The sequence below is a fragment of the Lacinutrix chionoecetis genome (genome assembly GCF_053604665.1).
Map to the genome: position 1 here is coordinate 45,919 of NZ_JBSHNQ010000073.1, position 14,219 is coordinate 60,137.

13 protein-coding genes are annotated in these 14,219 nt (G+C 35.6%); 8 read left to right on the forward strand and 5 right to left on the reverse strand.

The window, feature by feature from the left end:
• Positions 1-12: 12 nt before the first annotated feature.
• From ACVC43_RS06740 to ACVC43_RS06775, 8 genes are all read left to right on the forward strand, one after another.
• Positions 13-441, forward strand: a complete 429-nt coding sequence (locus ACVC43_RS06740; RefSeq protein ID WP_452223810.1) for an organic hydroperoxide resistance protein — start codon at positions 13-15, stop codon at positions 439-441.
• 207 nt (positions 442-648) lie between these two features.
• Positions 649-1,107, forward strand: a complete 459-nt coding sequence (locus ACVC43_RS06745; protein ID WP_452223811.1) for a GbsR/MarR family transcriptional regulator — start codon at positions 649-651, stop codon at positions 1,105-1,107.
• Positions 1,108-1,178: 71 nt separating this feature from the next.
• A complete protein-coding gene (locus ACVC43_RS06750) occupies positions 1,179-2,546 on the forward strand; it encodes a TolC family protein (protein ID WP_452223812.1) in 1,368 nt (455 codons plus the stop codon).
• Positions 2,547-2,591: 45 nt separating this feature from the next.
• Positions 2,592-3,656, forward strand: coding sequence for an efflux RND transporter periplasmic adaptor subunit (locus ACVC43_RS06755; RefSeq protein WP_452223813.1), 1,065 nt, complete (start codon positions 2,592-2,594; stop codon positions 3,654-3,656).
• Between the two features lie 3 nt (positions 3,657-3,659).
• Positions 3,660-6,791 carry an efflux RND transporter permease subunit gene (locus ACVC43_RS06760; RefSeq protein WP_452223814.1) on the forward strand — a complete coding sequence of 1,044 codons (3,132 nt, stop codon included), beginning with the start codon at positions 3,660-3,662 and terminating at the stop codon, positions 6,789-6,791.
• 113 nt (positions 6,792-6,904) lie between these two features.
• Entirely contained in the window at positions 6,905-8,026 is a 1,122-nt protein-coding gene (locus tag ACVC43_RS06765; RefSeq protein ID WP_452223815.1) for a mechanosensitive ion channel family protein, read from the forward strand.
• Positions 8,027-8,164 carry a hypothetical protein gene (locus ACVC43_RS06770; protein WP_452223816.1) on the forward strand — a complete coding sequence of 46 codons (138 nt, stop codon included), beginning with the start codon at positions 8,027-8,029 and terminating at the stop codon, positions 8,162-8,164.
• A 27-nt stretch (positions 8,165-8,191) separates the two neighbouring features.
• Positions 8,192-9,184, forward strand: a complete 993-nt coding sequence (locus ACVC43_RS06775; RefSeq protein WP_452223817.1) for a hypothetical protein — start codon at positions 8,192-8,194, stop codon at positions 9,182-9,184.
• Positions 9,185-9,552: 368 nt separating this feature from the next.
• Here the strand turns inward: ACVC43_RS06775 and ACVC43_RS06780 are convergent, their stop codons facing one another.
• Genes ACVC43_RS06780 through ACVC43_RS06800 form a run of 5 tightly spaced genes read right to left on the reverse strand, consistent with a single transcriptional unit; the run spans position 9,553 to position 14,216 of the window.
• Positions 9,553-11,520, reverse strand: coding sequence for a heavy metal translocating P-type ATPase (locus ACVC43_RS06780; protein ID WP_159259738.1), 1,968 nt, complete (start codon positions 11,518-11,520; stop codon positions 9,553-9,555).
• Positions 11,517-11,879, reverse strand: coding sequence for a DUF3703 domain-containing protein (locus tag ACVC43_RS06785; RefSeq protein WP_105018940.1), 363 nt, complete (start codon positions 11,877-11,879; stop codon positions 11,517-11,519). Before ACVC43_RS06785 ends, ACVC43_RS06780 begins: the two co-directional genes overlap by 4 nt.
• A 53-nt stretch (positions 11,880-11,932) precedes the next feature.
• On the reverse strand, positions 11,933-12,349 hold the full coding sequence (locus ACVC43_RS06790) for a Fur family transcriptional regulator (protein WP_159259737.1): 417 nt from the start codon (positions 12,347-12,349) through the stop codon (positions 11,933-11,935).
• A 2-nt stretch (positions 12,350-12,351) separates the two neighbouring features.
• The gene (locus tag ACVC43_RS06795; RefSeq protein ID WP_126448541.1) at positions 12,352-12,984 is read right to left on the reverse strand and encodes a cation diffusion facilitator family transporter; all 633 of its coding nucleotides are present in this window, start codon (positions 12,982-12,984) and stop codon (positions 12,352-12,354) included.
• Positions 12,985-12,989: 5 nt separating this feature from the next.
• Entirely contained in the window at positions 12,990-14,216 is a 1,227-nt protein-coding gene (locus tag ACVC43_RS06800) for an efflux RND transporter periplasmic adaptor subunit (protein ID WP_126448542.1), read from the reverse strand.
• Between the last annotated feature and the right edge of the window lie 3 nt (positions 14,217-14,219).

The window sequence follows — 14,219 nt, forward strand, 5'->3', positions numbered from 1 at the left end:
AATAAAAACGACATGAAAACATTATATGAAGCAACCACTACAGCCGTTGGTGGGAGAAAAGGCCACGTAAAATCTGAAGACGGACCATTAGATTTTAATTTATCTGTCCCAAAGTCTATGGGTGGAGATGGTGGCAATGGTGCCAATCCAGAACAGTTTTTTGGAGCTGCTTACGCTGCCTGCTTTGGCGGTGCAATACAAGCGGTTGCAGAGGAAGAAAATATTAGCATTGATGCAGAAAACTTGAGCGTAAGTGCTGTAATTGGTTTTTGCAAAGATGATGAAGGCTTCTGTTTAGAGGCGACTTTAGACTGTTACATTCCTGGAGTGGATTTGGAAACGGGAGAGGATTTGGTTGAAAAAGCTCATGAAATCTGTCCGTTTAGTAAAGCAACACGCGATAATATTACCGTGACTTTAAATTTATTGCTTGACGAATAATCTATACGTGAATTTTAAGACAAAGAACCACTTCATTTTGAAGTGGTTTTATTATTTTTACTAATAGTACAAAATCTTGTTACTTAAGCACTAAAAGAATAGTTCTTAAAATGGAGACCTTAATTTAAAACAGTAATGTTAAAATTATCATAAAATTATAGTTCTCTTAAAGCAGAACCAAAAAAACCATTTACTTTTACCCTAGATATGGAAAACAAATTAACAGATAAGCAAAAAGAACTCATTGAGAGTTTTGGAGTGGCCCAAGAAAGCATGGGACTCTCGCCTGCTTCTGCACGAGTAAATGCCCTACTTACTATTGCAGATAATGTAGAGCTTACTTTTGATGAAATACGTGAAGCCTTAGAGTTAAGCAAAAGTGCTACCAGTAATTCTATTAATAATTTATTAATGTTAAAGCGTATAGGTTATAAAACGAAACCTGGAGATCGTAAACGTTATTTCTATTCTAAAATGGGACAATGGCAAGATGCCTTTATGGATAGTATGAATGGCCTTACAGGTTATAACTTACTTCTTAAAGACATTTTAAATAATAGAACTAAGGACACTAAAGAATTTAATGCTCAACTAAAAGAATTAACTCAGTTTATAGATTACTATCAAAAAGAGAGTATAAAAATTATTAAAAACTGGAAAAAATAGTATTGACTATTTTTTTATATAAATCAGTTCTTTTAATTCTGAACTAACTAAAAATTAACAAACTAAAAGAAATGATTACACTTATTAAATGGTTACTAACAATACTACTTTCGTTAATAACTTTTATAGCTTCAGCACAAGAAACTATTACTTTTAATACTCTTGAGGAAACCATCAATTACGCCATTGAGAATAACAACAATCTTGAAAGTGCTAAAATTGACCAAGAAATAATTCAAGCACAAATTGCAGAGGTTAAAGGTCGTGCATTACCTCAAGTAAATGGAAATGCAGGATTTACAGACAACTTTTCTCTACAAGAGCAACAATTACCAGGAGAAATATTTGGTGGTGAGCCAGGAACTACAATAGGTGTTGCGTTTGGAAATCGTTATCAATATTCTGCTGGTGTAAATGTGCAACAGCAATTATTAAACTTTCAATTATTCAGTTCTATAAAATCTACTGCTGCACTTGCAGAATTAAGAACATTACAAACACTAACTACAACACAGGATTTAATTGTAAACATTATTCAAACTTATGTACAAATACAGGTTTTTGAAAAACAAGTGGAATTATTACAGCAAAACTTTGATCGTACAGACAACCTCGTTGAAATTTCAGAATTTAAACTGGAAGAAGGTATTATAAAAAAATTAGATTTAAATCAATTAGTAGTAAACCGTTCTAACTTAAGAACACAAATTGAAGATGCACAATTTGGGAGAAATCAACAAATGAGGCTTTTTAAAGTGTTATTACAAATACCAATATCTACTAAAGTGATCTTAGTTGAAAAACTGGAAGACAGGACACCTTATCCTTTAGATGCCAAATTACTCTTAGATGCAAATATAGAATACCAACAATTAGATAAATCTTTGGAGCTTTCTATTATCGACCAAAAATTAGTTAAAGCCGAATACTTACCTAATCTAAGCGCCAATTTTGGATATAACTATTTAGGGCAGTCTAATGAGTTTGCAGAATTTAATACCGATGTGTATCAAGGTCAATGGAGTGGTACTTGGGGCCTATCGGCCAGTATTCCAATATTTGATGGCTTCCAGCGTCGCAATCGCTTAAAGCAAAAAGAGTTTGCAACCGAGCAATTGGAACTTGATAAAGAAACACTGAAATTGAATATTGAAAAAGATTTCGGCGATGCTAAAGAGCAATTATTACTTAGCAATTCTCAAATAGAGAGTCAAAAATCTAATATGGATTTGGCCCAAGAAAACTACAATGGTATAAAAACCTCTTACAATGAAGGCGTTGCCAACCTTACCGAATTACTAGACTCAGAATTTGCTTTAAGACAAGCACAGTCTAATTATTTAAACGCCTTGTTACAATCTAAAGTAGCCGAAGTAACCCTATTAAAATCAAGTGGGAAATTATCGCAACTAATTGCTAATCCAACTTCAAATAACTAAAAATCAATCTAATTAAACAGATACCCACTTTCGTGGGCAATACTTATGAAAACAAAAAATATAATCATCATAGTAGTAATTGCCATAGTCGCATTTATAGCATACACCTTATTCAACAATAAAAAGGAAATGAATGACTTGGCAAAGGTTGTTCCTGAAGAATTTGCCATTCCTATACAAACAGCAACTGTTGGAAAAAAAACAATCTCAAACGGTTTAACTGCCACTGGAGAATTTGCAGGTTGGGAAGAAGTAACATTAGTTGCAGAATCTCAAGGAAGTATTCAATACTTAAAAGTTAAAGAAGGCCAAAAAATTAGTAAAGGTCAAGTAATTGCAAAAGTTGACGCTGTCTCATTAAGCTCTCAATTAAGTGGCGCGCAGTCTGCTTTCGCTAAAGCAGAAAAAGATGTAGCACGTTACGAACGTTTATTAAAAGTTGGTGCTGTGTCGCAAAGTGCATTAGAAGATGTACGTATTCAACGTGAAAATGCCAAAGCCAACATTGCTCAAATTAACCAACAACTAAGCTTTACTGTCGTAAAATCACCAATTAATGGTATTGTAAATAAGTTAATGGTAGAAGAAACCAGTTTTGTAATGCCAGGAAATGAAATCGCTGAAATTGTTCAGGTGGAGCGTTTAAAAATTATTGTGAATGTGGCAGAAGATAACCTTTCTAAGATAAAGGAAAACCAAACAGTTTCTATTAGAACAGATGTGTATCCATTAGAAGAATTTAAAGGAAAGGTTAGTAATATTAGTGTTAAAGCAGATGCTTCAAGAAAGTTTCAAGTTACTATAGAAGTTGAAAACACAAAGGACAACCAATTAAGAGCTGGTTTGTTTGCAGAGGTAAATTTTGATGCCTTAAAAACTAATGAGACTAAAGCAATGGTTATTCCACGTGAAGCAATTGTGGGAAGTCTTCAAAATCCATCTGTATATATCGTAAAAGACAGTATAGTAGTACTACAGAAAATAAAAGCAGGAGCTGTTATTAATGGCGATGTAACCATATTAGAAGGTCTACAAAATGGCCAAAAAGTAGTAACCAAAGGTATCATCAATTTAACGGATGGTACTAAAGTGAAAATCACAAATAACTAGACGATGACTATAACAGAATTATCAGTAAAAAGACCAACACTCGCAGTTGTAGTCTTTACAATTATTGCCTTATTGGGTATTATTAGTTATTCAGGTTTAGGGTATGAGTTATTACCAAAAATAACGTCACCGCAATTGTCAATTAGCACTATGTATCCTGGTGCTTCACCGAGCGAAGTAGAAAATTCGGTAACTACAAATATCGAGGATGCCGTGAGTGCTATGGAAGGCGTAAAAAGCATTACATCGACCTCACAAGAAGGCATTTCGATTGTAAATGTGGAACTAACCTATAATGCAGATGTAGACAAAGCCTTGCAAGATGCGCAACGTAAAGTGAACAACATTTTAGGACAATTACCAGAACAAGTAAACCAGCCAAGTGTCGACCAGTTTTCGTTTGACGATTTACCCATTATGCGTTTGGGTGTCTCCTCGGAAATGGACGCAAATGCATTTAACAATTTAGTAGATAACGATATTAAAGAAACCCTATCACGTATTGAAGGCGTTGCACGCGTTCAGGTTATTGGCGGCAATGAGCGTGAAATTCGTGTAAATGTAGACAGAGATAAACTAAAAGCATACGGCTTGAGTATCCTACAGGTTACACAAGCGATTTCTGCAGCGAATCTTGATTTCCCTACAGGAAATATTAAAGATGCAAACCAACAAGTTACAGTGCGTCTTTCAGGAAAATTTAAAGACGTAAACGATATTAAGGGTCTTGAAATTACTACTGGAAATGGATCGAGCGTAAGGATTGAAGATATTGCAGAGGTATACGACACAACTAAGGAGGTAACGACCATTTCGCGTATTGATGGCATTAGTTCTATAGGTTTAACCATTTCTAAACAAAGCGATGGAAACACTGTACAAGTAGCAGAGGATATAAAGGCCGAAATTTTAAAAATTGAATCAGAATATGCCGATAAAAATCTAAAAATAGCCGTTGCGCAAGACAGTTCTGTATTTACGTTAGAAGCTGCAGATGCTGTTATTTTCGACTTAATGCTTGCGGTAGGTTTAGTAGCCATTATCATGTTATTTTTCTTACGCAGCTGGAAAGATTCAATTATTGTTATGGTCTCGATTCCAGTTTCTATTGTAGCAACCTTTATTGCTATGAATCAATTAGGTTATACATTGAACTTAATGACCTTGTTAGGCTTATCTTTAGTGGTTGGTATTCTGGTTGATGATAGTATTGTTGTTTTGGAACAAATTCATGCCGAAATGGAAAAAGGAAAATCCAGAATGCAAGCAGCGATGGAGAGCTGGAAGAAAATAGGACTCTCTGTAATGTCCATTACGTTAGTATTGATAGCAGTATTCCTTCCTATTACATTTGTAACTGGTCTAATTGCCGATTTATTAAAACAATTTGCTGTAGTAGTTGCATTTGCCACAGCTATATCCTTAATTGTTTCATTTACTTTAACTCCACTTTTATCTTCTCGTTTTTCTGAAGTGATAACTTTAGACAGAAAAAAACTTTTTCACAGACCATTAATTGCTTTCGAAAGCTTTTTAACTGGAGTAAACAATGTGTATAAAGACTTATTAAAATGGACTTTATCACGAAAACGAATCACTGCTTTTTCATTATTATTTTTAGTAATAGCATCCTTATCGTTATTAGTTTTCGGTTTTATAGGAAGCGAGTTTGTAAAGAATGGAGATAATGGAGAATTTATAGTAGAATTAGAATTACCTAAGGAATCAACAATAGAAGAAACCAATCTGGCGACGTTAGCTGTTGAAACTATTCTATTAAAAGATAACATTGTATCCTCTGTATTCTCAACTGTTGGAACAGGAACAGGTGGTGGTGGAAACTCCTCAAACTTAGCACAAATTAACGCAAAGATGATTAGTCCAGATGAGCGCACAATTACTTCTGAACAATTTGCGAGAGATATAAAAAACAAACTCACCAAAAATATTCCTGGAGTAAAATTTAAAACTGCAGCTGTTGGTATGGTTGGCGGAAGTACTGCAGGACCTATTCAAGTACTATTAACAGGAAGCGATATTGATGTTTTAATGGAAACTGCAGATGAAGTGAAGCGCACCATTGAAAGTGTAAACAGCACACGAGAAGTCGAATTATCTGCAAAAGGTGGTAATCCAGAGGTAGCTATTACGGTAGATCGTGATAAAATGGCTGCCTTAAATCTTACCATGAGTACGGTTGGTAATACAATGCAAAATGCTTTTGCAGGAAACACGCAGTATAAATTTCGAGATGGTGAAAACGAATATGATATTAATGTAAAACTGGATCAATTCGACCGTCAAAACATAGAAGATATTAAGAAAGTTACCTTTTTAAACACAACAGGTCAATTAATAGAATTACAACAATTTGCGGCAGTAGATCAATCTACTGGACCTTCAAAATTACAGCGAGATAACAAACGTAGTAGTGTAAGCATTGGGGCACAAGTAGTTGGTCGCCCTGTAGGAACCGTTTCCACAGATGTGCAAACCGCTATTGAGACCATGCAAATGCCAGATGGTGTAAACTTCGAAATGGGTGGAGATCTGGAAAGCCAGACAGAAGCTTTTGCAAGTTTAGGACTGGCTCTTTTAATGTCTATTGTGTTAGTGTACTTAATTATGGTAGCATTGTACGAAAGTTATGCCTATCCATTAGTAGTTATGTTTTCTGTACCCACAGCAATGATTGGTGCCTTTTTAATATTGGCATTATTTCAAGAAAGCTTAGGTGTATTTACTTTTTTAGGCTTGATAATGTTAGTTGGATTGGTTATTAAAAACGCCATTTTAATAGTCGATGCGGCAAACCAATTTAAAGTTGAAGGCATGGATAGCGTAGAAGCAGTTGTTAATGCAGGACTATCAAGATTACGACCAATTTTAATGACCACATTAGCCATGGTAATAGCCATGATTCCAATTGCCTTTGCAGCTGGAGCTGGAGCCGAATGGAAAAACGGATTGGCTATGGTACTAATTGGTGGTTTAACAAGTTCATTAATCTTTACTGTTATTATCGTTCCTGTAATGTATGTGGTTATCGATATATGGAAAGGCGATATAAAAAGAAAAGTAGCCAAAGTGAACGCAAAAGAAATTTCAAATTTAAAAATACAAACAGCTCATTAACAATAGAGATTCTAAGCCTTTCAGCATAGCTTGACTCTATGCAGGCGTTGATTAAATAGCATATCTTCTCTGGAAGGCTTTAGAATCCATTATTTAATGTAAACAATAATATAATGACAGAATTTTGGAATACCTATCAAGATAACATTATATGGTCTACCATAGTTATCATAACTGTATTAGTATTGAGGTTTCTTACTAAGAAACTTCACGACTGGTTGCAAAAAAGAAGCTTAAAAAAATATCCAGGCGAAGAACCTACAACAATTAACCTCACTCAAAAAATATTAAACTCCTTATGGATTGTTCTTGGAATAATGGCTATTTCCTGGAATTTTATGGATGAAGAACGCGTTAAAGAAGTTGCCATTGGTAATTTTGGGTTGGTTTTTTATTTGGGTATAGTAGCTGTTATAACATTAGTAGCAGCATCCATTACTCAAACTTGGTTTAAAAGAAGTATTAAAGAAAAGACTATTAATAATCAAGACACTACCAGTTATAAATTTTTAAGATACATAGCCATTTTTGGTGTGTACTTTATTGGTGGATTATTTATTTTAATTGCTTTTGAATCTATGCGCAGTTTTGCCGCTACAGCTTTAGGTGGTGCTGGTGTTCTTGCTGTAGTTGCTGGTGTGGCATCTCAAGAAGCGCTTTCTAATCTTGTTGGTGGTCTTTTTATTATTTCGTTTAAGCCTTTTAAATTAGGAGATATTATTAAAGTGGATGAGTCTATGGTTGGTACTGTTACAGACATTACACTACGACACACCATTATTAGAAATTACGAAAACAAGATGATTGTAATTCCCAATGCCATTATCAACAAAGAAAAATTAATTAATTACGATTTAGGAGAACGCATGTGTTGCCAATGGATTGAAATTGGTATCTCGTACGATAGTAATATCGAATTAGCAAAACACATTATGCGTGAAGAATGCGAAGACCACCCAAATCTTATAGATAATAGATCTGAACTCGATAAATATAACAATGTAAAAAAAGTTATTGTACGTGTAATTAGTTTAGACGATTCGTCGGTAACATTAAGAGCTTGGGCTTGGGCAAGTAACTTTACAGATGCATTTGTAATGAAATGCGATCTATACGAGAGCATTAAAAACAGATTTGATAAAGAAAACATTTCTATACCATTTCCTCATAGAACATTGGTTTTTAAAGAACAACAATTAAATGACATTAAAACTAAGTTAGAAGCATCAGCTTAAATGGAAACACTTTTAATCAAGTCCATTTCGTCTATTATAATTGTATTCTTTATTGCCATTAGCATCTATATAATTAGAGACTATTTTCAAGCTAAAAAAGAGTACGACGAAATTACTGAAGATGATAACAAAACATAAAACTAACAATTCAGATAAAAAAACAAAATGAATAAAACCCTAATAATAATTGCCATAATATGCTCTTCAACTTTCATGAAAGCGCAAAGTCCTTCAGATTCTTTAAAAAAGAAGGCAACAATGGACATTAAAGAGAAATTTCCTCGCGCTCGTGCTTTAAACTTTGAATACAGTCAAAGTCTATCTCGTGATTTCGACTCTCAATTATTTGAACAAGATTTTCAAAAAGGAGACATTAAAACACAACACACTTTTAACGCTTCGGCAAATATTCCGCTTTATAAAACAAGAAAATGGAGTTTAACTGGTTCTTTAAATTATCAATTTAATGAGTTCGAATTTGATAATATAGAAACTACAGACATAACTGTATTTGAGCAAAATGGCATTGTAAATTTTCATAATTTTTCTACAGCATTTAGCTCTACATATTTTTCAACATTATTTAATAAACCTGTTATTTATAATGCCTCTATAATTGCAGATGGTAACGATAAAGGTGTTGAGCGTTTAAAGGGATTAATTGGTGCTTCATTTATATTAAAAAGAACAGCCCGCACTACAATAACCTTGGGTGCTATTGTATTTATAGACCCAACCTCACAAATACCATTTTTTCCAACATTCTCTTACAACCACAGGTTTAAAAACTCGAAATGGGAAATCGATTTTATTCTCCCGCAACGTTTATTGCTACGAAGGTTTATTGGTAAAAATGGACGATTCTCAATAGGAAGCAGCTTTGGCTCGACAGGTTTCTACGTTAATGTTGATAATCCTAATTTTGCCGAAACATTTGAGTATAGCCAACTGGAAATAAAATCTGGAATTATTTATGAGCATCGAATTAACGATTTTCTTATTGGAACATTCCAAGGTGGTATTGAAAACTTTGTTAGTAATCGTTTAACCGAAAAAGGAGAGCCTACTCAAGATTTTATATACGAAAATAACCAAGATGCTACTGGCTATTTTAAAGTTGGTATCTCTATAGATCCTTTTGCTGGAAAGAAGAAATAAAGATGTCATATAAAAATCAACTCCGCTTTTAAAATAATTCAAACAAAAAAGCTCAAGCAAGCTTGGCGTTTTTTCTTATTAAATTATTTATTAGTGACCTCCACAGAATTGCATATTCTGGCTATACTCAATGTTTTAAATAAGAAACCAAGCCACTCTATTGTCATTGCTGGTATTATATTTATGTTCATTAAGGGAAGCATCCGGCTTTCAGCATTTCCAGAAAACACAAAACCACGCTCATAAAAATGAGCGTGGTTTATTAAGTAATGTGAACTCAACGGGACAGAGTTCGAACTTTTTGAAGGAAGATATTAGCTTAATTCTCTCAAAATCAATGATTATAAATAATGCTTCCTCGCAAAGATTTAATCCCACTTCATCTTCTGTAATCTAACAGCATTTAAAATAGCAAGCAAGGCAACACCAACATCTGCAAAAACAGCTTCCCACATTGTGGCAAGTCCACCAGCTCCTAAAATGAGAACTATAATTTTTACGCCAAATGCTAAAACAATATTTTGCCAAACGATACTTCTGGTAGAACGTCCTATTTTTATGGAGCGAGCAATCTTTGAAGGTTGGTCGTTTTGAATAATCACATCGGCAGTCTCAATAGCAACATCGCTTCCTAAACCACCCATTGCCATACCAACATCACTTGCTGCCAGAACAGGTGCATCATTAATACCATCGCCTATAAAAGCGACTGTTGTATCTGGTTGTGCTTTGAGTTTTTCTACTTCGTTAAGCTTATCTTCTGGCAATAAACCACCTTTTGCCCAATCTATGCCTAATTCCTTAGCAACTTGTTGGGTAATGGAATCCTTATCGCCAGACAACATTATGATTTTAGAGATACCAGCCTCGCGAATTTGCTTAATCGCCTGATGGGCATCTTCCTTGAGTTCATCGGCAATGGTAACATAGCCAGCAAATTTGCCATCGATACCCACCATCACGATGGACTCAATAATGCTATCGGTTTCAGCAGGAACATCTATGCTATTTGAAGTCATCAATGCTTTATTTCCTACCAAAACGGTTTTCCCATTTACACTTCCTTTTAATCCCTTACCAGCAATTTCAGATACTTCTGTAGCTTCATAGTCGGCACCTTCTGCCTTGTATTCCAGAATTGCTTTTGCAATAGGATGTGTGGATTGTTCTTCCATCGCCATCAGGTACTGCATAAATTCAGCTTCCGCAAAAGTGGATTTATTTACCACTTCCTTAATCTTAAAAACACCTTTGGTCACCGTTCCCGTCTTATCCATTACCACGGTATTCACCTTAGTCATTGCATCCAAAAATGATGCGCCTTTAAACAGGATTCCGTTGCGAGATGCAGCACCCAATCCACCAAAATATCCTAGCGGAATGGATATTACCAAAGCACAAGGACAAGAGATAACTAGAAAGATTAAAGCTCGATATAGCCAGTCTCTGAACACATAATCATCTACAACGAAATACGGTAAAAAGGTCAGACCTATGGCTAAGAAAACTACAATAGGCGTGTAAACACGAGCAAATTTTCTAATAAACAACTCGGTTTTAGATTTACGAGCGGTGGCATTCTGCACCATATCTAGAATACGTGCGATAGAGCTGTCTTTAAACTTCTTAGTAGTTTCTACCTCAATAACTCCATCAAGATTGATACTTCCTGCAAATACAGATGCTCCTTTCTGGACGGTATCCGGTTTACTTTCTCCGGTAAGAGCAGCGGTATTGAAAGAACCTTTATCTGAAAGTAATATTCCATCAAGAGGCACTTTTTCTCCTACGCGTACTTGAATTTTTTCGCCTATCTCAACCGTCTCAGGATTAACCGAAATGAAGTCGCCATTTCGATATACTAACGCCTCATTAGGTCGCACATCTAATAAAGCCTTGATATTTCCTTTTGCTCGGTTAACCGCTGCTTGTTGAAATAATTCGCCCACGGCATAAAACAACATTACAGCTACACCTTCTGGGTATTCTCCTATGGCAAATGCGCCCAAAGTTGCAATGGACATTAAAAAGAACTCCGTAAAGAAATCTCCATTCTTAATACTGTTCCAACCTTCTTTTATTACAGGGAAGCCAACAGGGATATAAGCTACGGTGTACCATACGATTCTTACCCATCCTTTAAAGAAGGGAAAAGTGTCAAAATAATCAACTGCAATACCTATTATAAGCATTACAAAACTGAAAATCGCCGGTAGATAAGTTTTCAAATTAGACACTTCGTCTGGACTACTGTGATTGTGTCCATCATCGTGACTGTGCTCGCCCTTATGTTCTTTAGGGTCTATGTCCCGTAAATTTATTTTTTTCTTTTTCATTGACTATTGAATAAGTTAATTATGTCATTTGGTATAGGCATACGTTTTAATGGTGGCACATTTGAACCTCCTGTATTTCCTAGTGGAACGTGATTAATAAACGACTTCCAACCACCAACAACTAATCTGATTATTTGACCAAATACTTCTTTAGTATTCTTTTGCATAAACCCAAATTTCAACATTAACCAATGTGAATAGGTATGCTCAATTGGATACGATTGACCTATAATATGACTCCTTTCTAAATGATACCAAGCAATTGCAAATTGTTCCATTTTCAAATTATTGCGGTACAACTCTAATTCTTTACTATATGCCTGTCTTAGATGTCTTGGTATTTTAATATTGAACCTCATATCCATTGATTTTGAATAAAAGTAGTTTAATAACTAGTGCAACAGAAGTGCATTTATTGACCACTACATTTATCACATATTCCTTTTACGACCAGATTCACATTTTCTGAAACAAACCCATCAGGCACTTTTATTTGAGGGATTTTATGTTCCGTAAGACACACCGTTTCATTGCAATTATTACAATGAAAATGCAAGTGTAAATCTTGGTCAATCTCACAGTTGCAACCACTTTCGCATAGCGCATATTTTGAAATGCCAGTACCATCATCTATTTGATGAACAATTTTCTTTTCTTCAAAGGTTTTGAGTGTACGATATAGTGTGGTGCGTTCCGCTTTCGCGAAAGCGGACTCAATATCTGTTAGTGCTACTGCAATTTCCTTTTCTGCCAAATATTTATAAATCAAAATGCGCATCGCTGTAGGACGTACTTGATGATTTTCTAATGTTTTTTCTATTTCGGTCATTGTTATTTCAGATTACTTTTTATTTTTTTTGCCTTCGATAAAGCTTCCCATCCTTCTTTTGCTGCGTATGGAACAATCAGCAGCGCAGCAATTGGGTCTGCCCACCACCAGCCTAACCAATTCACAAGTAGTAATCCTAATAAAACTACTACCGTTTGATAAAGGCAAATAAATGTATCCTTTGCATCAGCTTTTAGAGCTGGACTGTCCAATCTGTTACCATATTTCCTTTTGTAATAAATCAAAATGGGATTTACGATTAAGGATATTACTAATATCACAACCCCAATAGTTGACCAAGATGCGGTTTCTTGACTTATTAATTTAGATATGGAATCATAGGATATAAAGGCACAGATGAGCGCAAAAGAGATTGCAATGACATAAAGCGTTATCATTTTTCGCGTTTCTACACGTTTCTCATCTATTCCTTTGATTTCGCCGTGCAACCGCCAGCCCAATGTTCCAGCACTTATTACCTCGATGGTGCTGTCAAGTCCCCAGCCAATTAAGGCAGAGCTGTTTGATGTAAATCCTGCGATAAGCGATACGACCACTTCAATGATGTCATAGATGACGTTCCATATCTGTAGGGTTCTGGCTTCTTTTAAATTTCTCTTCCTCGTTTTTTTCATATCTCCTAATGTGAGTGTTCTGTATCGCCTTTGTTCATTTCTGCCATAAGGTAATAGGAATTATTAAATGCAAAACGTGTTTTTGGACTTGGGGTTTCAAAAAAACGTATCGCTATCCAGTCACCATCTTTTTCGCCAGTCATAACTTCTATGGGTGTAAAACTCCACGCATCGCCTTCCCTTTGCGCTGTAAATACATACGTCTTTCCAGCTTCTGTAACTACGGCACTTTCTGGTAGTGCTATAGTCTGCTGGTTGTCAACTTCAATTTTACCTTTTATATACATTCCAGGTATAAGACCGCCTTCTTTGTTCTCAATTTCAGCGTGAACGTGCACTGCTTTGGGATCTTGTTCGAAGGTCTGGCTGACTGAATAAATTTCGGCTTCCAGTTCTTTTCCTGGACGCGATTGAATACTAAAGCGCACTTTTTGTCCTTTCTTTACTTTATCTACATCTTTTTCAAAAACCATTAAATCTGCGTGTACGTGGTCTGTGTCTACTATTTCCATCAGATTGGTCTGTGGCTCTACATACTGCCCAGTTTTTATAAATACCTTTTCTACAACACCTGCAATGGGACTGCGTAATGCCACACGCTGGTAAATCGTACCATTGCGCACGCCACTTGCATTGATGTTGTACTGTCGCAATTGCGCTTCAAGGCCTTTTACCATTGCCGTAGATGCCTGATAGTCTGCGGTGGCCTTTTGATAATTCATACCAGATGCCACGCCAGCTTCATAAAGTCTTTTTTGACGTTCGTATTCTTGTTTTAAAAAAAGACTGTTGCTGTATGCATTTAGGTAATCACTCTGTATCTGTATAATACTGGGATGTGAGAGGTATGCTACCGCTTGATTTTTTTTAACCTCGTCGCCTTCAATTACTTCTATGGAAGCCACATTTGCTCCCGCAAGCGTGGTAATATTAGCTTCGTTTTGTGGTGGCACTTCAAGCGTTCCGTTTGCTTCTACGTAACCGCTCATATTGCGCTGCGCAAGAGTGTCAATTTCCATTTGTAAGGCTACAAACTGTTCTTGCGTAAGCATTACTTCTTTAGCCTCGCCTTCGGTATGGTTTTCTTCATCAGTTTCACCTTCAGAATGGTTTTTTTCTGTTTCAGAATGGGTGGCTTCATCGTGGCCATCTTCAGTTTTTGAGTCGCCACAACTGGTCAATAATAATGCTAGTAGCATCGTTTTAACAGGTATATATTTTATCGTTTTCATCTT